19 protein-coding genes and 3 tRNA genes are annotated in these 21,144 nt (G+C 66.4%); 10 read left to right on the top strand and 12 right to left on the bottom strand.

Features of this window, described 5'->3' with window-relative positions:
* Positions 1 to 33 precede the first annotated feature (33 nt).
* From ccmE to BUE42_RS07365, 8 genes are all read left to right on the top strand, one after another.
* On the top strand, positions 34 to 471 hold the full coding sequence (gene ccmE / locus BUE42_RS07395; protein ID WP_073463960.1) for a cytochrome c maturation protein CcmE: 438 nt from the start codon (positions 34 to 36) through the stop codon (positions 469 to 471).
* Positions 468 to 2,438: a heme lyase CcmF/NrfE family subunit gene (locus BUE42_RS07390; RefSeq protein WP_073463959.1), complete on the top strand. Its 1,971-nt coding sequence runs from the start codon at positions 468 to 470 to the stop codon at positions 2,436 to 2,438. Before ccmE ends, BUE42_RS07390 begins: the two co-directional genes overlap by 4 nt.
* Complete coding sequence (locus BUE42_RS07385; RefSeq protein ID WP_073463958.1) at positions 2,435 to 2,968, top strand: DsbE family thiol:disulfide interchange protein; 534 nt, start codon at positions 2,435 to 2,437, stop codon at positions 2,966 to 2,968. Before BUE42_RS07390 ends, BUE42_RS07385 begins: the two co-directional genes overlap by 4 nt.
* Positions 2,965 to 3,444, top strand: a complete 480-nt coding sequence (locus tag BUE42_RS07380; protein ID WP_073463957.1) for a cytochrome c-type biogenesis protein — start codon at positions 2,965 to 2,967, stop codon at positions 3,442 to 3,444. Before BUE42_RS07385 ends, BUE42_RS07380 begins: the two co-directional genes overlap by 4 nt.
* A gap of 1 nt (position 3,445) precedes the next feature.
* Positions 3,446 to 4,720 carry a c-type cytochrome biogenesis protein CcmI gene (ccmI, locus tag BUE42_RS07375; RefSeq protein ID WP_073463956.1) on the top strand — a complete coding sequence of 425 codons (1,275 nt, stop codon included), beginning with the start codon at positions 3,446 to 3,448 and terminating at the stop codon, positions 4,718 to 4,720.
* A gap of 134 nt (positions 4,721 to 4,854) precedes the next feature.
* Positions 4,855 to 5,067: a hypothetical protein gene (locus BUE42_RS32005; RefSeq protein ID WP_143171352.1), complete on the top strand. Its 213-nt coding sequence runs from the start codon at positions 4,855 to 4,857 to the stop codon at positions 5,065 to 5,067.
* Between the two features lie 83 nt (positions 5,068 to 5,150).
* Positions 5,151 to 5,513, top strand: a complete 363-nt coding sequence (locus BUE42_RS07370) for an HrpB1 family type III secretion system apparatus protein (RefSeq protein ID WP_073463955.1) — start codon at positions 5,151 to 5,153, stop codon at positions 5,511 to 5,513.
* A gap of 17 nt (positions 5,514 to 5,530) precedes the next feature.
* Complete coding sequence (locus BUE42_RS07365) at positions 5,531 to 6,508, top strand: MCP four helix bundle domain-containing protein (protein ID WP_073463954.1); 978 nt, start codon at positions 5,531 to 5,533, stop codon at positions 6,506 to 6,508.
* A gap of 20 nt (positions 6,509 to 6,528) precedes the next feature.
* Here the strand turns inward: BUE42_RS07365 and BUE42_RS07360 are convergent, their stop codons facing one another.
* The 3 genes from BUE42_RS07360 to BUE42_RS07350 are packed head-to-tail and all read right to left on the bottom strand — an operon-like array spanning position 6,529 to position 8,424.
* Complete coding sequence (locus BUE42_RS07360) at positions 6,529 to 7,005, bottom strand: RES family NAD+ phosphorylase (protein WP_073463953.1); 477 nt, start codon at positions 7,003 to 7,005, stop codon at positions 6,529 to 6,531.
* Positions 7,002 to 7,532: an antitoxin Xre/MbcA/ParS toxin-binding domain-containing protein gene (locus BUE42_RS07355; RefSeq protein ID WP_200798917.1), complete on the bottom strand. Its 531-nt coding sequence runs from the start codon at positions 7,530 to 7,532 to the stop codon at positions 7,002 to 7,004. The genes BUE42_RS07360 and BUE42_RS07355 overlap by 4 nt, the downstream gene beginning before the upstream one ends.
* Positions 7,533 to 7,584: 52 nt before the next feature.
* Positions 7,585 to 8,424 (bottom strand): oxidoreductase, encoded by an 840-nt coding sequence (locus tag BUE42_RS07350; protein ID WP_073463951.1) that lies wholly within the window; start codon positions 8,422 to 8,424, stop codon positions 7,585 to 7,587.
* A gap of 194 nt (positions 8,425 to 8,618) precedes the next feature.
* Here BUE42_RS07350 and BUE42_RS07345 point away from each other — a divergent pair, with 194 nt between their 5' ends.
* Positions 8,619 to 9,527, top strand: a complete 909-nt coding sequence (locus BUE42_RS07345; RefSeq protein WP_073464114.1) for an AraC family transcriptional regulator — start codon at positions 8,619 to 8,621, stop codon at positions 9,525 to 9,527.
* Positions 9,509 to 9,886 (top strand): DUF1488 family protein, encoded by a 378-nt coding sequence (locus BUE42_RS07340; protein ID WP_073463950.1) that lies wholly within the window; start codon positions 9,509 to 9,511, stop codon positions 9,884 to 9,886. Before BUE42_RS07345 ends, BUE42_RS07340 begins: the two co-directional genes overlap by 19 nt.
* A 67-nt stretch (positions 9,887 to 9,953) precedes the next feature.
* On the opposite strand, the gene BUE42_RS07335 is transcribed toward BUE42_RS07340, so the two are convergent.
* From BUE42_RS07335 to BUE42_RS07295, 9 genes are all read right to left on the bottom strand, one after another.
* A tRNA-Cys gene (locus BUE42_RS07335) sits at positions 9,954 to 10,027 on the bottom strand.
* 98 nt (positions 10,028 to 10,125) lie between these two features.
* Positions 10,126 to 10,201, bottom strand: a tRNA-Gly gene (locus BUE42_RS07330).
* Positions 10,202 to 10,354: 153 nt separating this feature from the next.
* Entirely contained in the window at positions 10,355 to 12,793 is a 2,439-nt protein-coding gene (gene lon, locus BUE42_RS07325; protein WP_073463949.1) for an endopeptidase La, read from the bottom strand.
* 113 nt (positions 12,794 to 12,906) lie between these two features.
* A complete protein-coding gene (gene clpX, locus BUE42_RS07320; RefSeq protein WP_073463948.1) occupies positions 12,907 to 14,172 on the bottom strand; it encodes an ATP-dependent Clp protease ATP-binding subunit ClpX in 1,266 nt (421 codons plus the stop codon).
* Between the two features lie 155 nt (positions 14,173 to 14,327).
* Entirely contained in the window at positions 14,328 to 14,951 is a 624-nt protein-coding gene (gene clpP / locus BUE42_RS07315) for an ATP-dependent Clp endopeptidase proteolytic subunit ClpP (RefSeq protein ID WP_073463947.1), read from the bottom strand.
* 175 nt (positions 14,952 to 15,126) lie between these two features.
* On the bottom strand, positions 15,127 to 16,434 hold the full coding sequence (gene tig, locus BUE42_RS07310) for a trigger factor (protein ID WP_073463946.1): 1,308 nt from the start codon (positions 16,432 to 16,434) through the stop codon (positions 15,127 to 15,129).
* 29 nt (positions 16,435 to 16,463) lie between these two features.
* Positions 16,464 to 16,550: transfer RNA gene (locus tag BUE42_RS07305), tRNA-Leu, on the bottom strand.
* Positions 16,551 to 16,618: 68 nt separating this feature from the next.
* Positions 16,619 to 19,789 carry an efflux RND transporter permease subunit gene (locus BUE42_RS07300; protein ID WP_073463945.1) on the bottom strand — a complete coding sequence of 1,057 codons (3,171 nt, stop codon included), beginning with the start codon at positions 19,787 to 19,789 and terminating at the stop codon, positions 16,619 to 16,621.
* 22 nt (positions 19,790 to 19,811) lie between these two features.
* On the bottom strand, positions 19,812 to 20,948 hold the full coding sequence (locus BUE42_RS07295) for an efflux RND transporter periplasmic adaptor subunit (protein WP_073463944.1): 1,137 nt from the start codon (positions 20,946 to 20,948) through the stop codon (positions 19,812 to 19,814).
* Between the last annotated feature and the right edge of the window lie 196 nt (positions 20,949 to 21,144).

Genomic DNA, 21,144 nt, shown 5'->3' with positions numbered 1-21,144 from the left:
CAAGCAAGACAAATCAGAAGTGACACAAGACAAATGAAGCCCCGCCACAAACGACTAGCGATCATCATCGGCGCCGTAGCGAGCCTCGGCGTCGCCGCCGCGCTCGTGCTGAACGCGCTGAACAGCAACGTCGCGTTCTTCTTCACGCCGTCGCAGGTGGTGTCGGGCGAAGCGCCGAAGGACCGGGCCTTCCGCGTCGGCGGCATGGTGCGCCAGGGCACCCTGAAGCGCGACCAGATGACCGTCAGCTTCATGATCACCGACACCGAGAAAGACGTGTCCATCCGCTACACCGGCATCCTTCCCGACCTGTTCCAGGAGGGCAAGGGCGCCGTCGTGCAAGGCAAGCTCGACGGTGATGGGGCCTTCGTCGCCACCGAGGTGCTCGCCAAGCACGACGAGAACTACATGCCACCCGAGGCCGCCCACGCGGTCGAGGAAGCCAAGAAGATGAGGAACACACTCAAATGACACCCGAACTCGGCCACCTCGCGCTGATCCTCGCCTTCCTCGTCTCGATCGTGCAGGGCGTGCTGCCGATCGTCGGCGCGCACCGCAACAAGCCCGCGTGGACCTCGCTCGCGCGGCCCGCCGCCCAGACGCAGTTCCTGCTCGTCGCCTTCGCGTTCGCCTGCCTGATGCAGGCCTTCATCGCGAACGACTTCTCGGTGCAGTACGTCGCCGAGCATTCCAACTCCCAACTGCCCACCGCCTACCGCGCCGCCGCCGTCTGGGGCGGCCATGAAGGCTCTCTGCTGCTGTGGCTGCTGATGCTCAACGGCTGGACGCTCGCCGTCAGCCTGCTGTCGCGCCAGTTGCCGCTGCCGATGGTCGCGCGCGTGATCGGCGTGCTCGGGCTGGTCGCCGCCGGCTTCCTCGCGTTCATGCTCCTCACGTCCAACCCGTTCGACCGGCTGATCCCCGCCGCCGCCGAAGGCCAGGACCTGAACCCGCTGCTGCAGGACCCGGGCCTCATCGTGCACCCGCCGATGCTCTACATGGGCTACGTCGGCTTCTCGGTGGCCTTCGCCTTCGCGATCGCCGCGCTGCTCGCCGGCACGCTCGACGCCGCCTGGGCGCGCTGGTCGCGCCCGTGGACCAATGTCGCCTGGACCTTCCTGACGCTCGGCATCGCGCTCGGCTCGTACTGGGCCTACTACGAACTCGGCTGGGGCGGCTGGTGGTTCTGGGACCCGGTCGAGAACGCGTCGTTCATGCCGTGGCTCGTCGGCACCGCGCTCATCCACTCGCTGGCCGTCACCGAGAAGCGCGGCAGCTTCAAGAACTGGACCGTGCTGCTCGCGATCTGCGCGTTCTCGCTGTCGCTGCTCGGCACCTTCCTGGTCCGCTCCGGCGTGCTGACCTCGGTGCACGCCTTCGCGACCGACCCGCGGCGCGGCATCTTCATCCTGCTGTTCCTCAGCGCCGTCATCGGCGGCTCGCTGAGCCTGTTCGCGTACCGCGCGCCCAAGGTCGGCCTCGGCGGCGCGTTCGCGCTGATGTCGCGCGAGACGCTGCTGCTGATCAACAACGTGCTGCTGATGGTGGCCGCCGGCTCGGTGCTGCTCGGCACGCTGTACCCGCTGATCATCGACGGGCTCGGCCTCGGCAAGTTGTCGGTCGGACCGCCCTACTTCAATTCGGTGTTCGTGCCGATCATGGTGCCGCTGCTGTTCCTGATCGCGATCGGCCCGGTCGCGAACTGGAAGCACGCCGATGCGCGCGACATCTCGCAGCGCCTGTGGATGGCCGCCGGCATCGCCGTCGTGCTGGGCGCGCTGCTGCCGATGTTCGTCGGCAGCTGGTCGCCGCTGGTCGCGCTCGGCCTGCTGCTGGCGGTGTGGATCGTCGCGAGCAGCGTGTTCCAGATCCGCGCCCGCCTCAAATCGGGCTGGCCGCCGCGCGCCTACTGGGGCATGCACCTCGCGCACATCGGCATCGCGACCTTCGTCGTCGGCGTCACGATGGTGAAGGGTTACGAGGTCGAGAAGGACGTGCGCATGGCGGTCGGCGAAACCGTCGCGCTCGGCGGCTACACCGTCAAGCTGCTGGGCGTGAACGAGGTGCGAGGGCCCAACTACATCGCGCAGCGCGGTGACGTCGAACTGTCGCGCGACGGCCAGGTGCTGAGCAAGCTGAACCCCGAGAAGCGCAACTACCTGTCGTCGCAGATGCCGATGACCGAGACCGCGATCGACAGCGGCCTCACGCGCGACCTGTACGTCTCGCTGGGCGAACCGCTCGAGGCCGGCCCGGGCGGAAAGGCCGCGGCCTGGAGCGTGCGGGTGTACTACAAGCCCTTCGTCGTGTGGATCTGGCTCGGCTGCCTGCTGATGGCCGCCGGCGGTGCGCTGGCCGCCAGCGACAAGCGCTACCGGCTCAAGCTGAAGCAGCGCGTCAGCCTGCCGCTGTCGGGCGCCACCGGAGCGGCGGCATGAAGAAATACTTCCTGATCCCGCTGGGGCTGTTCGCGGTGCTGGCGGTGTTCCTCGCGGTCGGCCTGAACCACGACCCGCACGAGGTGCCGTCGCCGTTGATCGGCAAGCCGGCGCCGATGTTCTCGCTGCCGCGCCTGGATGCGTCCGGCGACGCCGCGAAGTTCACCCCGCAGGAGATGCGCGGCAAGGTGTGGATGCTCAACGTGTGGGCCACCTGGTGCGGCCCGTGCCGCGAGGAGCACCCGGTGCTCGTCAACTTCGCGAAGCTGAACCTGGTGCCGGTGGTCGGCCTGAACTACAAGGACAAGGGCGACGAGGCCCGGCGCTGGCTGACCGAGTTCGGCAACCCGTACGTCGCGACGGCCGTCGATGCCGATGGCCGCGTCGGCATCGACTACGGCGTCTACGGCGTGCCCGAGACCTACCTGATCGACAAGACCGGCACGATCCGCTTCAAGCAGATCGGCCCGCTGACCAACGACGTGCTGCGTTCGAAAATCATCCCGATGCTGAAGGAGCTGGGCACATGAGGCGCGTGATCGTGGGGGCCGCGCTGGCCATCGCGTTCGCCTGCAGCGCACAAGCCGCCGATGCACCGCCGCTGGCCCAGGACCCGGTGGTCGAGGCGAGGCTGGTCGGCATCGCCGAGGAACTGCGCTGCCTGGTGTGCCAGAACGAATCGCTGGCCGGCTCGCGCGCCGACCTGGCCGAAGACCTGCGCCGCGAAATCCGCACGCTGATCCGCCAGGGCAAGACCGACCAGCAGGTGATGGACTTTCTGGTCGAGCGCTATGGCGATTTCGTGCGCTACCGGCCGCCGATGAAGCCGACGACGTACCTGCTGTGGCTCGGCCCCTTCGTGCTGCTGGGCGGCGGGCTGGTGGCGCTGGTGCTCTTCCTGCGCCGGCGCACCGCACCCGACGCCGTCGCGCTGACCGCCGACGAGCAACAGCGCGCCGCGGCGCTGCTGAACAACGACCCCACAACAACAACAACACGCATCTGAGATGGCAACCTTCCTGATCGCCGCGGCGCTGCTCGTCGCCGCCACCCTGCTCGTGCTGCTGCGACCGTGGCGGCGCGCCGCCCAGGCCGCCGAATCGACCGCGCGCGACGCCAACACCGCCGTCTACCGCGACCAGCTGGCCGAGCTCGACCGCGACCTCGCGGCCGGCACCATCGGGCCGGCCGACCATGAACAGGCGCGCGGCGAGCTGCAGAAGCGCCTGCTGGCCGATGCCGGCGTGGCCGAGCCGGTGATCGCACCGCGCGCGTCGGGGCGCAGCACGGTGATCGCGCTCGCGCTCGCACTGCCGGTGCTGGCCGCAGGCCTGTACGCCTGGCGCGGCAACCCGGCGGCCCTGAACCCGCCGCCACCGCCCGCGCAGCGCGGCGAGGTGACGCAGCAGCAGATCGAGCAGATGATCGCCACGATCGAGGCGCGCGTCGAGAAGAACCCGAACGATTCGAAGGCCTGGATGGTGCTGGCCCGCTCATACCGCGCGATGGGCCGGCCGGCCGATTCGGCGAAGGCCTTCGGGCACGTCGGCTCCGAGCTGCTGGACCGCGACCCGGTGATGCTGACCGAGTACGCCGACGTGCTGGCGACGGTCGCGAACGGCGACCTGCAGGGCAAGCCGCTGAAGCTGGTGCAGCAGGCGCTGGCCGTCGACCCGAACAACGCGATGGCGCTGTCGATGTCGGCGACGGCGGCCTACCAGCGGCAGGACATGAAGACCGCCACCGCGCAATGGCAGCAGCTGCTGCCGATGCTGCCGCCGGAGTCGGACTACGCGAAGTTCATCGTGCAGACGCTGGCCGAGATCCGCGGCGGCACGGCCGGGGTTGCCGCAGGGTCCGCTTCGGCGCCCGTCGCCGCCGCTGCCCGCGCGTCGTCGCCGTCGACCTCAGCCGCCACCAAGTCGTCGGCTGGGGCCGCGACCTCGGTCAGCGGGCGCGTGACGCTGTCCCCTGCCCTCGCGTCGAAGGTCCAGCCGGGCGACACGGTGTTCGTGTTCGCCCGCGCGCCGCAGGGCCCGCGCATGCCGCTGGCCGTGAAGCGCGGCCTGGTGTCCGACCTGCCGATGGATTTCGTGCTCGACGACTCGACCGCGATGAGCCCGGAGTTCAAGCTGTCGAGCGTGCCCGAGGTGCGCATCGAGGTGCGGGTGTCGCGCAACGGCAGCGCGACGCCGTCGGCCGGCGACCTGATCGGCCAGGGCTCGGTGGTGAAGCCGGGCGCCACCGGCGTGGCGGTGCAGATCGACCAGATCCGGCCTTGAGTCCCGGCATGACGGGGTGACATTTCGGCTTGGCATCGCGCGCTTCGCATCGGGGCCGCGACGCCGGCCCGGCCCCGACGAGACTTCCTTTCAGCGCGGTCACCCCGACCGCGTCCCAACCGAAAGGATTCCACATGCCCATTCCCGCAATCGGTGCCGCACTGACCCGCGCCCTTCCCATGGCCACGCAAGCCCTCAGCAAGGCCCCCGGCCTGCAAGCCCTCGGCAGCCTGGTGGGCGGCGGTGGTGGTGGCGAACAAGCCCAGGGCGGCCAGCAAGCCGGCCCGGCCGGTGCCGCAGCCGCCATCATCCAGCGCCTGAAATCGATGGCGCCGGGGGGAGACTGAATCCCGCCGATCCCCTTGACGAAGATCGACCTGCTGGACAGGCCGCGCTGCGGCCGCGTCCGGCACCTTTCCGAAAGCCCGTCATGAGCCCGCACACCAAAGACGATATTGCCCAGCTGGTCGAGGAGATGACCGCCGCGATCGTGCGCCAGGAACTCGGCCGCGCCGAAGCGCTGTGGTTCCAGCTGCGCGACCTGTCGAACGTCGCGCCGTCGGCACTGGCCATCGGCGCCTTCATCCCGATCCTGCGCAACGAGCCGCGCGATGCGCTGCACTTCCTGAACACGCTGCCGGACGATTGCTGCCCCGACCTGAAGGCCTTGTGCACCTACCTGCTCGGCGACCCGATCTGGCACCTGGAAGCCAGCACGCTGGCCGACAGCGACGATCCGCTGATGCGATCGGCGATGCGGCACCTGCTGGAGACGAGCAGCGTAGCGAGCTGAACCGCGTCGGATCCGCGATGTCAGTTGGCGCCCTGCGCCATCACACGCACAACTACGGCGAACTCCTCGCCAAGCTGCGCGAGCAGCAGGCCTCCTACGAACCGCTGGTGTCGCCCGGCGAGGAGAAGGAGGCCTACGCGCAGTTCCGCGAACATGCGGCCGCGTACCTGCAGACGCACGCGAAGCTGATGTCGCTGGCGCAAGGCAGCTCAGCCGATGACGCGAAGCCGTACTACGCAGGCGACTCGGAGAAGGCCTTCGCCGCCGCCGCGGGCGACCTCGGCCGGCTGGTCGAGATCAACGCCCGCGGCGCGGCGCTGGCGGCGGGTGCCTTTGCGTTCTGGATCGCCCGGCTCATCAGCGGGCCGGTGGCGCAGGCGGTGTCTGCGGCCGAGCGCGTGGCCGCCGGCGACCTGACGGTGGCGCTGAACGCCGGCGGACGCGACGAGACCGGGCAGCCGTTGCGCGCGCTGTCGACGATGCAGGACAACCTGGCGGGCATCGTCGGCGAGGTTCGACGCAATGCCGAAGGCGTGGCCACGGCCTCGAGCCAGATCGCGCAGGGCAACAACGACCTGTCGAGCCGCACCGAGCAGCAGGCCAGTGCGCTGGAGCAGACGGCGGCGTCGATGGAAGAACTCGGCTCCACCGTCAGCCAGAACGCGCAGAACGCGCGCCAGGCGGATCAGCTGGCGCGCGGCGCGAGCGACGTGGCGGCACGCGGCGGCGCGGTGGTCGGCGAGGTCGTCGACACGATGAAGCAGATCAAAGACAGCTCGAAGCGCATCTCCGACATCATCGGCGTGATCGACGGGATCGCTGAGCCAGATGGATCAGGCGCTGCAGCAGAACGCTGCGCTGGTCGAAGAAAGCGCCGCAGCCGCCGAGAGCCTGAGCCAGCAGGCCAGGCGGCTGGTGGGGACGGTGGCGGTGTTCAAGCTGAACGGCGCGCAGGCGGTCTGACGCGCGATCGGACAGCCGGGCTGATCGGCTGATGGGCCGATGCCGACGCCCCTCAGCGTCCGCGGAACAACCTGTTGTAGTCGAACGGGCGGATGATCGTTGCAGACAGGCTCTTCGCGCCGGGATGCAAGGGATTGACGAGGGCGGTCGACTCCTCGGGCACGATGACCGAGGGCATCTCGAGGATGGCTGCCGTCATGCCGCGCAGCCAGTCGGCGCCGGCTTGAACGCTGGCGCGCCCGGCCGGAATGGCCGCCCAGGACGGCGGGAGCCGGGAAACATCCAGCACGTTCCTCGCCGCCCAGAGCTTGTCCGGGACATCGATCCGCACCAGGAATCTGTTGAGAGGCAGGCCGGAGTCATCGACGTGCGATGCGGTCTCGAGCACCGCCATCGCAACCGTCGGCGCCGTGTACAACGCGGGCTGCCCGTCGTCGTTCCATCGGCCAGGGCTCTTCGCGGCACCACCTCCACTCAGATCGTCTGCTGCGTACTTGCGGGTCTCGGCCGCAATCCGCCAGAGAATCATTGGTACGCACCGCTCTCGATGGCACCGAGCAGCTTCGTGACAACCTCCAGCCCCGTGGGAGTGTCGATGAACTCCGCGGGCTTGCGCCCCCCGAGCGCGGGCTGTGATGTCTCCAGCCATTGCCCCAGCCACTTCGCAGAGTCGAAGCCCTTGGCTTCGGGCGCCGTCGAGTTGTCAACGATCTCCTTGGCGATCCCGAGCAGCCTGGCCAACCCGAGTGCAGCGCGCCCGCCGTTGCCGGTGAGCAATTCGCCTGCAGCGACCTTCTTCTCGGCGGTGGCCTTGGGCACGCCCAGGATGTCGAACATCCGCTGCGCTGGAATGTCCATGCGCCTGGCCAGATCCTTCACGAAGATGCCGGCAACCCCTTTGCGTTCAGTCTCGATCAAGCGCATCGGGTCCGCGGCATGGACGTTCATCACGAAGTCGTCGATCCCTTTGCCCTGGGCGTAGGTGACGCTCGTGCTCGGCACTGCCTTTGCCATTCGCCCAGGAACTTGCTGCCTTGCGCTCTTCGTCTCGATCATGCCAATCTCCGCCTACATGGAGACGGAGTGTAGCCTCGATATGGACGATTCGTCAGTTCGCGATGTCGGTCGAGCGGGTCAGGCTTTCATGGCTCGTGAGACTCGCCTGCATCGCATCCAGCTTGGCTCGAACCAGGCCGAGCGCATCGCTGCCGAGCAGCAGGTGCTGCGGCGGCTCGGGCATGTCCACCAGCGCGAGGATCGCCGCCGCGGCCTTGTCCGGATCGCCCAACTGCTTGCCGCTCTTGTCGATGCGCGATTGCCGGATGGGGTCGAACACGCGGTCGTAGTCGCCGATGGAACGCGCGCTGCGAACCATCGAACGGCCGGCCCAGTCGGTCCGGAACGATCCCGGGGCGACGGCCGTCACCGCGATGCCGAGGCCTTCGACCTCCTTCGCCAAGGCTTCGGTGATCCCTTCGAGGGCGAACTTGCTGCCGCAGTAATAGGCGATCCCGGGCATCGTGATGGTGCCTCCCATCGACGTGATGTTGATGATGTGGCCGCGCCGGCGTTGGCGCATGAACGGCAGGAACGCCTTGATCACGGCCACCGCCCCAAAGACGTTGACGTCGAACTGGCGGCGCATGTCGTCGAGGGACGATTCTTCCAGGATGCCCTCGTGGCCGTAGCCGGCGTTGTTGATCACGATGTCCACCGGCCCGATCTCCGCCTCGACGACAGCGGCGAGCGGTGCGATGGCGTCGAACTGCGTCACATCGAGCAGCTTCAGATGAGCCTTACCGCCAAAATGCTTCTCGAGTTCGCTCGCCGCCTGCTCGGTGCGAACGGTGCCGACGACGCGGTGGCCGGCTTGCAACGCCGCGTTCGCGATGGCGCGGCCGAAGCCGCTGCTGACGCCGGTGATGAAGAATGTCTTGACGTTTTTCATGCGTCGATTCTAGGAATCGAGGGTGCCGGCGAGCCAGCCGCAATCCGATGGATTGCTTGCTCAATCCTATGAGCGGTGCAGCTTCTCGGGCAGTTTTCGGCGCGAGTTGATGCACAGTACGCTGCATGGGCACATCGCACGGCGCAGCCATCCTCGACCGCGTTCGCGACGCCCGTGACGAGCGCCAAGCCTGCATGGTGGCGCTCTTGAAGCGACTGGCACCCCGCGAGGGCTACACGCTCACGGCACTGCCGGACGTGCGCTTCCTTCGCTCCGATCGCCCGTTGGCTTCGACGCCCGTGCTCTACGAACCGGGGATCGTCATCGTCTGCCAGGGACGCAAGCGCGGCTTCTGGGCCGACCAGCTCTACCTCTATGATGCCCAGCACTACCTCGCGGTGTCAGTGCCGGTGCCGTTCACGATGGAGACCGACGCCAGCGCCGAGGAGCCTTTGCTCGCGATCTACCTGAGCCTGGATTTGTCCGTGCTGGCAAGCCTGGCGTTGCAGGTCGATGAACTGGCCGACGTTGCCCCGAGCGCACCGGTCGGCATGTTCTCGACACCGATGGACGATGCCTTGGCACAGACCGTCCTGCGGCTTCTCGAAGCCATGAACTCGCCCGTCGAGGCGGTGGTGCTCGGGCCGGCGATCGTGCGCGAGATCTACTTTCGGGTGCTCACCGGGGAACAAGGTGCATCGATGCGCGCGGCGTTGGCGAGCCAGGGCCAGTTCGGGAAGATCGCCAAGGCCGTGCGGCGCATCCACACCACGTTTGGCGATCGCCTCACCGTCGATCGTCTGGCCCGCGAAGCAGGCATGAGCGTCCCGACGTTTCACGCGCATTTCCGGACCGTCACCCGGAGTTCTCCGATGCAATACCTCAAGTCGGTACGCCTTCATCAAGCGCGCTTGCTGATGCTGCGCAACGAGAAGACGGCATCCGCGGCGAGCATCGAGGTGGGATATGAAAGCGCGTCGCAATTCAGTCGCGAATTCAAGCGCTTCTTCGGGCTCAGCCCGACTGAGGAAGTCGCGCGCCTGAAGTCGAGCTTCGCGTTGCCGCCGGCGCCGGGGAAGCAAGGGTGGGTGACATCGCATTGAGCGACGCGGAAATCACGGACACAATGTCGGATAAGCGGGCACCACAGTCCGATACGTCCGATTGGGAGCTGTCCGTGAAGCCTGTATTCGCCCGGGTGACCATCGCCACCCCTCGTGTCGATCTCGGCAATGGGACCGTCCGATTCGCCGTCAACGTTGGCAACGTGATCGTTCAGGCGCTGATCTCGCGCGAGCTTCTGGAAGATCGCTTCGCAGCAGGCCCCGATCCCGCCTCGTGGCTGCAGGCGTATCAGGCGAACTCGGAGGCCATCGACCGGATGACCACGAGGCTCTACCTTCGCGACGCGATGGCCCCAGTGATCCTTCACAACGGCCCGAACTGGACTCGCGGGTACTGAGTCACTTGCAGAAACAAAAACGCCTCGCAGTGCGAGGCGCTTGACCACTTGATCTGATGGGCTCTTTTGGAGGCGTGGGCCGGAGTCGAACCGACCTACACGGATTTGCAATCCGGTGCATAACCGCTTTGCTACCACGCCCCGCTCAACTTGCCTTGCCTAGAAGACCCTGTGCGCCATGTGATCAACGCTCAGGCCATCTTGGCAAAAAGGGAAGCCCGAAAGCTTCCCTTTGAATTTGGAGCGGGAGACGAGGCTCGAACTCGCGACCTCAACCTTGGCAAGGTTGCGCTCTACCAACTGAGCTACTCCCGCTTTGCCTGACCTTTCGGCCTGATCTTTCGACCACTTGATCAACTTGCTTTGCATCTGCATTGCTGCACTTGCTTTGCTGTATCAACCAAGACTCACAGTATATGTTCAAAATCGGCCGCTTCGCAAGAGCGGCCGATTTTTTTCAGACTTTTTTCAGTGCTTCAGCGCGTCGGTCGCAGGCGCCGTGGCCGGTGCTGCAGGCGTGGCTGCAGCTTCGGTCTTGCCGTCGACCTTCGGCACCTCTTCATCGGCCAGCGGTTGCGGCACCGACTCGAGCGCGATCTCAAGCACCTGGTCGATCCACTTCACCGGCACGATCTCGAGGTGGTTCTTCACGTTCTCCGGAATGTCCTGAAGATCCTTCGCGTTCTCCTCCGGGATCAGCACCGTCTTGATGCCGCCCCGGTGCGCCGCGAGCAACTTCTCCTTCAGGCCGCCGATGGCCGTGACCTCGCCACGCAGCGTGATCTCGCCCGTCATCGCCACGTCGGCACGCACGGGGATGTTGGTCAGCGCCGACACGAATGCCGTCGTCATCGCAGCACCCGCGCTCGGGCCGTCCTTGGGCGTCGCGCCATCCGGCACGTGGATGTGGATGTCGCGCTTCTCGAACATCTCGTCCTTGATGCCCAGGCGGCGTGCGCGGCTGCGCACCACCGAACGTGCAGCCTCGACCGACTCCTTCATCACGTCGCCGAGCGAGCCGGTGCGGATGATGTTGCCCTTGCCCGGCATCACGGCGGTCTCGATGGTCAGCAGATCGCCGCCCACTTCCGTCCACGCGAGGCCGACCACCTGGCCGACCTGGTTGCGCTTCTCGGCCTGGCCGTAGTTGAAGCGGCGCACGCCCAGGAAGTCGTTCAGGTTCTCTTCGCTGACGACCATCTTGCCGACCTGCTTCTTCAGCTGGATGCTCTTGACCACCTTGCGGCAGATCTTGGACACCTCGCGCTCAAGCGAACGCACGCCGGCTTCACGCGTGTAGTAGCGGATGATCCCGCGGATCGCCGATTCGGTGACGTCCATCTCCTCGTCCTGCACGCCGTTGTTCTTGCGTTGCTTCGGCAGCAGGTAGCGTTGGGCGATGTTGACCTTCTCGTCCTCGGTGTAACCCGCCAGGCGGATCACTTCCATCCGGTCCAGCAGCGCCGGCGGAATGTTCATCGAGTTCGACGTGGCGATGAACATCACGTCGCTCAGGTCGAAATCGACCTCGACGTAGTGGTCGCTGAAGGTGTGGTTCTGCTCGGGGTCGAGCACCTCGAGCAACGCGCTCGACGGGTCGCCACGGAAATCCATGCCCAGCTTGTCGATCTCGTCGAGCAGGAACAACGGGTTGCGCGTGCCGACCTTCGACAGGCTCTGCAGCACCTTGCCCGGCATCGAGCCGATGTAGGTGCGGCGGTGCCCGCGGATCTCGGCCTCGTCACGCATGCCGCCCAGCGCCATGCGGACGAACTTGCGTCCGGTGGCGCGCGCCACGCTCTGGCCGAGCGAGGTCTTGCCGACGCCCGGGGGGCCGACCAGGCACAGGATCGGCGCCTTGACCTTGTCGACGCGTTGTTGCACCGCGAGATACTCAAGGATGCGGTCCTTGACCTTCTCGAGGCCGTAGTGGTCCTCGTTCAGCACGGCCTCTGCATTCGGCAGGTCGTGCTTGATCTTGGTCTTCTTGGTCCACGGCAGGTTGATCAGCGTGTCGATGTAGTTGCGCACGACGGTCGCCTCGGCGGACATCGGCGACATCAGCTTGAGCTTCTTCAGCTCGGCATCGACCTTCTTGCGGGCCTCCTTGGGCATCTTCGCCGCAGTGATCTTCTTTTCCAGTTCCTCCATGTCGGCGCCTTCTTCGCCGTCACCGAGTTCCTTCTGGATCGCCTTGACCTGCTCGTTCAGGTAGTACTCGCGCTGGCTCTTTTCCATCTGGCGCTTCACGCGCCCGCGGATGCGCTTCTCGACCTGCAGGATGTCGACTTCGTGTTCGAGTTGCTCGAGCAGCTTCTCGAGCCGCTTGTCGACCGCGAACAGGTCGAGCACCGACTGCTTGTTCTCGAGCTTCAGCGGCAGGTGCGCCGCGATCGTGTCGGCCAGGCGGCCGGCATCGTCGATGCCCGCGATGGAGGTCAGGATCTCCGGCGGGATCTTCTTGTTGAGCTTGACGTACTGATCGAACTGCTGCGTCACCGCGCGGCGCAGCGCCTCGACCTCGGGCTTGGCCTCGGTCTCGGGCGGCACCGGCGTCACTTCGGCCATGAAGTGCTCGCCGTTGTCGCTGATCGAATGCGTGTTGGCGCGCTGGATGCCTTCGACCAGCACCTTCACCGTGCCGTCGGGCAGCTTCAGCATCTGCAGGATGCTCGAGACGCAGCCCACTTCGAACATGTCGTCGGGCTTGGGCTCGTCCTTGCCGGCCGCGCGCTGCGCGACGAGCATGATCTGACGGCCGGCTTCCATCGCGGCTTCGAGTGCCTTGATCGACTTCGGGCGCCCGACGAACAGCGGGATCACCATGTGGGGGAACACCACCACATCCCGCAGCGGCAGCAGCGGCATCGTGATGGGCTCAGCGGGCAAGACGGGATGTCCGGACATTGGAACCTCTCTTTCTCAAGCCCATCTAGGGCTCAAGCATTCGTTTGCAAGGAGCCGGCGCAGTGTGATGCACCGGCAAACATCAGGATCCGTTGTCGTGGCGAAGGCCCTGTTCAGGCGCTGGCCTTCTGCTCTCGGTAAACCAGCAAGGGCTTCACGTCCTCCTCGATCGTGTGCTCGTCGAGCACCACCTTCGCGACGCCGTCGAGCGTCGGCAATTCGAACATCGTGTCGATCAGCGATTGCTCCATGATCGAACGCAGGCCGCGCGCACCGGTACGGCGCGCCAGCGCCTTGCGGGCGATGGCCGCGAGCGCCGAAGGCCGCACTTCAAGCTCGACGCCGTCCATCGCGAACAGCTTCTGGTACTGCTTCAGCAGCGCGTTCTTCGGCTCGGTCAGGATCTGCACCAGTGCGTCGTCGGTCAGTTCGCCGAGCGTGGCGACCACCGGCAGGCGGCCGACCAGTTCGGGGATCAGGCCGAACTTGATCAGGTCTTCGGGTTCGACCTCGCGGAACACCTCGGACACGCGGCGTTCCGATTTGGTGTGCACCGTCGCACCGAAACCGATGCCCGATTTCTCGGAGCGGTTCTGGATGACCTTCTCGAGGCCGTCGAAGGCGCCGCCGCAGATGAACAGGATGTTCGTCGTGTCGATCTGCAGGAAGTCCTGGTTCGGGTGCTTGCGGCCGCCTTGCGGCGGCACCGAGGCCATCGTGCCTTCGACGAGCTTCAGCAGCGCCTGCTGCACGCCCTCGCCGGACACGTCGCGCGTGATCGACGGGTTGTCGGCCTTGCGCGAGATCTTGTCGATCTCGTCGATGTAGACGATGCCGCGCTGCGCCTTCTCGACGTCGTAGTTGCAGTTCTGCAGCAGCTTCTGGATGATGTTCTCGACGTCCTCGCCGACGTAGCCGGCTTCGGTCAGCGTGGTCGCGTCGGCGATCACGAACGGCACGTTGAGCAGGCGCGCGAGCGTCTGGGCCAGCAGCGTCTTGCCCGAGCCGGTGGGGCCGATCAGCAGGATGTTGCTCTTGCTCAGCTCGACGTCGTCCTTGGACGAGGCCATGTGCTTGAGCCGCTTGTAGTGGTTGTAGACGGCCACCGACAGCGTGCGCTTGGCGGTGTCTTGCCCGATCACGTATTGATCGAGGCTCGCCTTGATCTCGCTGGGCACCGGCAGGTCGGACTTGGTGGCGCGGGCCTCGGCGGTGTCGGCCGGCACTTCATCGCGAATGATGTCGTTGCAAAGCTCGATGCACTCGTCGCAGATGAAGACCGACGGACCGGCGATCAGTTTCTTCACCTCATGCTGGCTCTTGCCGCAGAAGGAGCAGTACAGGACTTTCTCGCTGGAGGAGCCTTTTTTGTCGGCCATGGATGGATGCGCTGTGCGTTAGGAAGGCTGAGTCAATGATAGAGCAAAAGAATTCAGGCCCAGGCCGTGGAAAAGGGGCCCAAATGGGCCCCGTTCCATGGCTTCATTCGGTTTCAACCCCGGTTTTACCCGAGGCCGGTCACCGATCTGTCAGCTCAGGTGGCGGCGGGCGGAGTCCGCTGCGTCAGCACCTGGTCGACCAGGCCGTAGTCCTTGGCTTCGGTCGGATCGAGGAAGAAGTCGCGCTCCATGTCGGCACGGATCTTCTCGATCGACTGCCCGGTGCGCTCGGCATAGATCCGGTTCAGCTGCTCGCGCGTCTTCAGGATCTCGCGTGCATGGATCTCGATGTCGGTGGCCTGGCCCTGCGCGCCGCCCGACGGCTGGTGGATCATCACGCGCGAATTCGGCAGCGCGAAGCGCTTGCCCTTGGCGCCGGCCATCAGCAGGAACGAGCCCATGCTGGCGGCGATGCCCATGCACAGCGTGGACACGTCGGGCTTGATGAACTGCATCGTGTCGAAGATCGACATGCCCGCGCTGACCGAACCGCCCGGCGAGTTGATGTACAGCGAGATGTCCTTGTCGGGGTTCTCGCTTTCGAGGAACAGCAGCTGCGCCACGACCAGGTTGGCCGTCTGGTCATTGACCGGCCCCACCAGGAAGATGACCCGCTCGCGCAGCAGGCGGCTGTAGATGTCGTAAGCCCGTTCCCCGCGGCCCGACTGCTCGATGACGATGGGCACCATGCCCAGACTTTGTGTTTCCAGCGCGCTCATGATCGTCCTTGCGTCCTTGAGGAGGTTCGTGATAGTCCCACGGAGATTGGGTTTGATTATGTCGCGACAAGTCCGCGTTCAAAGAAACTGCGTCCGTCAGCCTGGACAAACCCTCGAATGACGAAGGGCGCCAGGGCCTTTCAGCCCGGCGCCCTTCGCATGACGGCTGAAGAAATCAGCCGGCCATCAGTTCGTCGAACGGCAGCACCTTGTCAGTGACCTTCGCCTTGCCGAGCACGAAATCGGTGACGTTGTTCTCGATGACCACGCCTTCGACCTCGGCCATGCGCTCGCGGCTGCCCAGGTACCAGCGCACCACTTCAGCCGGCTTCTCGTAGCTCTGCGCCATCTCTTCGATGTGCGCCTGCAGCTGCTCGGGCTTGGCCTGCAGGTTGTTCGAGCGGACCAGTTCGGCGACGACCAGGCCCAGGCGCACGCGGCGCTCGGCCTGCGGCTGGAAGATCTCGGCCGGGATCGGCGCGGTGTCGGCGTCCTTGATGCCGCGCTTCTTCAGGTCGGCACGGGCGCCTTCGGTCATGCGCTCGACTTCGCCGTTGACCAGCGAGGTCGGCAGGTCGAGCTCGGCGCTCTTGACCAGCGCGTCCATCACCGACGACTTGTTGCGGGCCAGCACGCGGAACTTGACCTCGCGCTCAAGGTTGCGCTTGATGTCGGCGCGCAGCGCGTCGACCGTGCCTTCCTTGATGCCCAGCGACTTGGCCAGCGCATCGTTGACCTCGGGCAGGTTCTGCGCCTCGACCTTGTTCAGCGTGACCAGGAAGTCGGCTTCCTTGCCGGCGACGTCCTTGCCCTGGTAGTCCTCGGGGAACTGCAGCGGGAAGGTCTTCGAGTCGCCGGTCTTCATGCCGCGCACCGCCTTCTCGAAGGCCTCGAGCATCTGGCCTTCACCGATCAGGAACTGGAAGCCCTCGGCCTTGCCGCCGTCGAACGGCACGCCGTCGATCTTGCCTTCGAAGTCGATCGTCACGCGGTCGCCTTCGGCGGCAGCCTCGCCCTGCGGGCGCTGCGCGAAGGTGCGGCGCTGCTTGCGCAGGATGTCCAGCGTCTTGTCGATCGCGGCATCGGTCACTTCGGTGCTGACGCGCTCGACCTCGGCCGCCGACAGGTCGCCGAGCTTGACCTCGGGGTACACCTCGAAGACGGCGTCGAAGGCCATCTGGCCTTCGGGAGCGGTCTCCTTCTCGCTGATGCGCGGGGCACCGGCGACGCGCAGCTTGGCTTCGGCGGTGGCCTGTGCGAAGGCTTGACCGACCTTGTCGTTCATCACCTCGTACTGCACTGAATAGCCGTAGCGCTGGGACACCACGCTCATCGGCACCTTGCCGGGGCGGAACCCATCCGCCTTGACCGTGCGGGACAGGCGCTTCAGGCGCGATTCGACCTCGTTGTTGATCGTGTCGGCCGCCAGCGTGAGCGTGATGCGGCGTTCGAGCTTCTCGAGGGTTTCTACAGTGACAGCCATGATTGTCTGGACTCTCTGGTTTCGTTAGCTGGTGCGCGGGGGGGGACTCGAACCCCCACACCATCGCTGGCGTCAGGACCTAAACCTGGTGCGTCTACCAATTTCGCCACCCGCGCACGGTGTGCAATAAAAAGCAAGGGAAGCCGAAGCTTCCCTTTTCAGGCGATTCGGTAAACCGCGTAGTTTAGCTGCTTGCGGCCGCTCTTTCGACTTCCGCCGGTTTGACGCGGAACCAGGCCGCATACATCGCCGGCAAAGCCAGCAGCGTCAATGCCGTCGCGACGATCAGCCCGCCCATGATGGCGACCGCCATCGGCCCCCAGAACACGCTGCGCGACAACGGAATCATCGCGAGCACCGCGGCCGCCGCCGTCAGCACGATCGGGCGGAAACGCCGCACCGCCGATTCGACGATCGCCTCCCAGGCCGGCACGCCGCGCGAGCGGTCCTGCTCGATCTGGTCGATCAGGATCACCGAGTTGCGCATGATCATGCCGGCCAGCGCGATCACGCCCAGCAGCGCGACGAAGCCGAACGGCCGGTTCAGCAGCAGCAAGGCCCCCGACACCCCGGCGATGCCCAGCGGCGCCGTCAGGAACACCAGGATCGAGCGGCTGACGCTGTGCAGCTGCAGCATCAGCAGCGTGAACATGATGAACAGCATCAGCGGCGCGCCGGCGGCGATCGAGCCGGTGCCCTTGCTGCTCTCCTCCACCTCGCCGGCGATCTCGATGCGGTAGCCGTCGGGCATGGTCTTCTGCAGCTTGTCGAGCTCGGGCCAGATCTGCATCGTCACGGTCGGGCCCTGGATGCCCTGCACCACGTCGCCCTGCACCGTCACCGCATAGTCGCGGCCCTCGCGCCACAGCACGCCGGGCTCCCAGGTGAAGCCGATCTTGGCGATCTGCGTCAGCGGGATCGAGCGGCCGCTCGCGGTCGGCAGGTAGGCGTTGCCGATGTCGGTGATGGCATTGCGCTCGTCCAGCGGCTGGCGCACGACGATGTCGATCAGCCGGTCGGCCTCGCGGTACTGCCCGACGGTGTTGCCCGACAGGATGGTGCGCGACGCGGTGGCGATGGCCTGGCTCGTCACGCCGAGCGCACGCGCCTTGTCCTGGTCGACCTCCAGGCGCAGCACCTTGACCGACTCGTTCCAGTTGTCGTTGACGCCGCGCATGTTGGTGTTGGTGCGCAGGATGTCCTTGGCCTTGTCGGCCCAGGCACGGGCCTGCGCCGCGTCCGGCCCCATCACGCGGAACTGCACCGGGTACGGCACCGGCGGGCCGTTGGGCAGCAGCTTGACGCGGCCGCGCGCATCGGGGAACTCGTCGGCCAGCAGCGTCGGCAGCTTGCGGCGCAGGTCGTTGCGCGTGCTCAGGTCCTTCGGGATCAGGATGACCTGGCTGACGTTGCTCTGCGGAAAGATCTGGTCGAGCGGCAGGTAGAAGCGCGGCACGCCGCTGCCGACCCAGATCGACACGTCGACGATGCCCGGCTCCTTCAGCATGCGGGCCTCGAAGCGCTTGGCCAGGGCCTCGCTCGACTGGATGGTGGCGCCTTCGGGCAGCCACAGGTCGACCAGGATCTCCGGCCGGCTCGAATCGGGGAAGAACTGCTGCTGCACCTTGCCCATGCCCATCAGGCCGAGCACGAAGATGCCGATCGTGATGCCGATGGTGATCCAGCGGTGTTGCACGCACCAGTTCACCGCGCGCCTGAAGCGCGCATAGAACGGCGTGTCGAACAGCTCGTGGTGTTCTTCGCCGCCATGCATCTTGCTGCGCACGTGCAGCAGCTTGGCGCCGAGGTACGGCACGAAGTAGACCGACACCACCCACGAGATCAGCAGCGCCGCGGTGGTCACCGCGAAGATCGCGAAGGTGTACTCGCCCACCGTCGACTTGGCCAGGCCGATCGGCAGGAAGCCGGTCGCGGTGATCAGCGTGCCGGTCAGCATCGGCATCGCGGTCACGTCGTAGGCGAAGGTCGCGGCGCGCATCTTGTCATAGCCCTCTTCGAGCTTGCGCACCATCATTTCGACCGAGATGATCGCGTCGTCGACCAGCAGCCCGAGCGCGATGATCAGCGAGCCCAGCGAGATCTTGTGCAGCCCGACGCCCCAGTAGAACATCGTGACGAAGGTGATCGCGAGCACCAGCGGGATCGTGATGCCCACCACCAGGCCCGGCCACACGTCGATGCGCAGCGGCCGGGTGTGCAGGCCCAGGCTGATGAAGCTGACGGCCAGCACCACGATCACGGCCTCGATCAGCACGTGCACGAACTCGCCCACCGAGGTGGTCACCGCCGACGGCTGGTCCTGGATCTGCGACAGCTCGATGCCGATCGGCAGCTCCTTCTGGATCTGCGACACCCGGCCCCTCAGCACCTTGCCGAGCTCGATGATGTCGCCGCCCTTGTTCATCGAGATGCCCAGTGCGATGACCTCGTGGCCCTGGTGGCGCACCTTGACGGCGGGCGGGTCGACGTAGTCGCGCTTGATGGTCGCGATGTCGGACAGGCGCAGCGTGCTCGCCGCGCCGGTGCTGGCGTTGGTCGCGCGGATCGGGAAGGCCGCGAGTTCCTCGACCGAGTTGAACTGGCCGCCCACGCGCACCTGCAGGTTGTCGCTGCCGGCGTTCAGCACGCCGGCGCCTTCGACCGCGTTCTGCGCGCCGATCTGCGTGATCACCTGGTTGAAATCCAGCCCCAGCGACGCGAGGCGCTTCTGCGAGATCTCGATGAAGATCTTCTCCGGCTGTGCGCCGAACACCTGCACCTTGGCCACGTCGGGCAGCTTCAGCAGCTTCTGGCGCACCTCTTCGGCACGCTGGCGCAGTTCTTCATAGGTGAACCCATCGGCCGACAGCGCGAAGATCGAGCCGTAGACGTCGCCGAACTCGTCGTTGAATATTGGGCCGATCACGCCGGACGGCAGCGTCGAGCGCATGTCGCCGATCTTCTTGCGCGTCTGGTACCAGACGTTGTTGACTTCCTTCGGCGGCGAGTTGTCCTTGATGTTGAAGATCGTCAGCGACTCGCCCGGCTTGGTGTAGCTGCGGATCTTGTCGGCGTACGGCGCTTCCTGCAGCGTCTTCTCGATCTTGTCGGTGACCTGCTCGGCCATCTGCTGCGCCGTCGCGCCGGGCCAGTAGGCCTGCACCACCATCGCGCGGAAGGTGAACGGCGGGTCTTCGTCCTGGCCGAGCTGGAAGTAGGCGGCGAAGCCCAGCACCATCAGCACCACCATCAGGTAGCGCGTCAGCGGCTGGTGCTCCAGCGCCCAGCGGGAGATGTTGAAACGCGAGGTCGGCACGTCGTCGTGCGGGGCGTCGTGGTGGTCTTGGGGGCTCATGCGGTGCCTCGGGCGCGGGGGCTTAGCGGGACGCCGCGCTGGCAGGCGCCATCGCAGCCGGGTTGCCGTTCTGCGCGGTCGGCTCGATGTACATCTTCACCTGCTGGCCGGGCGACAGCACGTGCACGCCGGCCGTCACCACCACCTGGCCGGGTGCGAGGCCGCTGGCCACCACCACGGTGTTGCCGTCGGCACCCGCCACCTGGATCGCCTGCGCCTTGACGCTGAGCACGCCCTGGGCGTTCTTGTCGACCAGCCACACCGAGGTGCGGCCCTGCAGCTCGGTGACGGCCGACAGCGGCAGGCGCACGACGCCCGATTGCTGCGGCAGCTCGATCAGCACGGTGGCGGTCTGGCCCAGGCGGGCCGGCAGCTCGCCGATGTCGGCCTTGACCTGGAAGGTGCGCGTCGCGGCATCGGCGGCAGCGGCCACCTCGCGGATCGACGCCGACACCGCATCGGTGCTGCCCCATAGGCGCACCTTCAGCGCGCCGGGCTTGCGGGCCAGTGCACGCAGGTCGCCGACGTGGTCCTCGGGCACCGAGAACACCACGTCGCGCGGGCCGTCTTGCGCGAGGCGCACGACCGGCGTGCCGGCCGCGACCACCATGCCGGGCTCGGCGTCCACGCCGGTGATCACGCCGTTCGCATCGGCCACCAGCGCCGCGTAGGCGGCCTGGTTGCCCTGCACGCCGGCCTGCGCGCGCGCCTGGTCGAACTGCGCCTGGGCAGACTTCAGCGCGGTGTCGCGGCGCTCCAGCTCGGCCGAGCTGATGAAGCCCTGGTCGCGCAGGTCCTTGTAGCGCTTGTAGTCGGCGTTCGCGAGTTCGAGGTTGGTCTGCGCCGCGGCCAAGCCTGCGCGCGCCGACTCCTGCGCCAGCTTCAGGTCTTGCGGGTCGAGCTGCGCCAGCACCTGGCCGGCCTTGACGGTGTCGCCCACGTTGGCCGAGCGGCGCGTGATCTTGCCGCCCACCCGGAAGCCCAGCTTCGATTCGGTGCGCGCCTTGATCTCGGCCGCGTACTCGCGGGTGCCACCCGCGGCGCCGCTGGCGACGGTCAGGGTGCGCACGGCGCGCACCGGCTCGGCAGCGGGTTCGGTCTTGGAGCAGGCAGCCAGGACGGCCGCACCGGCCAAGGCAATGAACAGCGTGGATCGCATCGGAATCCTCTTCGAAGCGGTGAACGGGGCGGGAGAATTGGAATCGGGGGCTGACGTCAGTTACGGTACGTCAGTTACTGTACAACTGACTGACCGGTCAGTAATGTATTCGGGTGAATCCCAGGTGTCAAACCATCGCTGGCATCTTTCGACACGTCACAAGCGCCCGGAGCGGACCCAGCGACAATGCGCGCTG

This window comes from Rhizobacter sp. OV335 (genome assembly GCF_900142965.1).
GTDB lineage: Bacteria > Pseudomonadota > Gammaproteobacteria > Burkholderiales > Burkholderiaceae_C > Rhizobacter.
The sequence above is the reverse complement of the archived record's forward strand: the minus strand, read 5'-3'. Positions and strand labels throughout refer to the sequence as shown.

Bases quoted from the DNA above. Each gene is read 5' to 3' on its own strand.
- BUE42_RS07385 (WP_073463958.1), top strand. From the start codon at position 2,435: ATGAAGAAATACTTCCTGATCCCGCTGGGGCTGTTCGCGGTGCTGGCG.
- ccmE (WP_073463960.1), top strand. From the start codon at position 34: ATGAAGCCCCGCCACAAACGACTAGCGATCATCATCGGCGCCGTAGCG.
- BUE42_RS07380 (WP_073463957.1), top strand. From the start codon at position 2,965: ATGAGGCGCGTGATCGTGGGGGCCGCGCTGGCCATCGCGTTCGCCTGC.
- BUE42_RS07350 (WP_073463951.1), bottom strand. From the start codon at position 8,424: ATGAAAAACGTCAAGACATTCTTCATCACCGGCGTCAGCAGCGGCTTC.
- BUE42_RS07390 (WP_073463959.1), top strand. From the start codon at position 468: ATGACACCCGAACTCGGCCACCTCGCGCTGATCCTCGCCTTCCTCGTC.
- tig (WP_073463946.1), bottom strand. From the start codon at position 16,434: ATGGCTGTCACTGTAGAAACCCTCGAGAAGCTCGAACGCCGCATCACG.
- clpP (WP_073463947.1), bottom strand. From the start codon at position 14,951: ATGAGCGCGCTGGAAACACAAAGTCTGGGCATGGTGCCCATCGTCATC.
- BUE42_RS32005 (WP_143171352.1), top strand. From the start codon at position 4,855: ATGCCCATTCCCGCAATCGGTGCCGCACTGACCCGCGCCCTTCCCATG.
- lon (WP_073463949.1), bottom strand. From the start codon at position 12,793: ATGTCCGGACATCCCGTCTTGCCCGCTGAGCCCATCACGATGCCGCTG.
- BUE42_RS07300 (WP_073463945.1), bottom strand. From the start codon at position 19,789: ATGAGCCCCCAAGACCACCACGACGCCCCGCACGACGACGTGCCGACC.
- BUE42_RS07295 (WP_073463944.1), bottom strand. From the start codon at position 20,948: ATGCGATCCACGCTGTTCATTGCCTTGGCCGGTGCGGCCGTCCTGGCT.
- BUE42_RS07370 (WP_073463955.1), top strand. From the start codon at position 5,151: ATGAGCCCGCACACCAAAGACGATATTGCCCAGCTGGTCGAGGAGATG.
- BUE42_RS07345 (WP_073464114.1), top strand. From the start codon at position 8,619: ATGGTGGCGCTCTTGAAGCGACTGGCACCCCGCGAGGGCTACACGCTC.
- BUE42_RS07360 (WP_073463953.1), bottom strand. From the start codon at position 7,005: ATGATTCTCTGGCGGATTGCGGCCGAGACCCGCAAGTACGCAGCAGAC.
- BUE42_RS07365 (WP_073463954.1), top strand. From the start codon at position 5,531: ATGTCAGTTGGCGCCCTGCGCCATCACACGCACAACTACGGCGAACTC.
- clpX (WP_073463948.1), bottom strand. From the start codon at position 14,172: ATGGCCGACAAAAAAGGCTCCTCCAGCGAGAAAGTCCTGTACTGCTCC.
- BUE42_RS07355 (WP_200798917.1), bottom strand. From the start codon at position 7,532: ATGATCGAGACGAAGAGCGCAAGGCAGCAAGTTCCTGGGCGAATGGCA.
- ccmI (WP_073463956.1), top strand. From the start codon at position 3,446: ATGGCAACCTTCCTGATCGCCGCGGCGCTGCTCGTCGCCGCCACCCTG.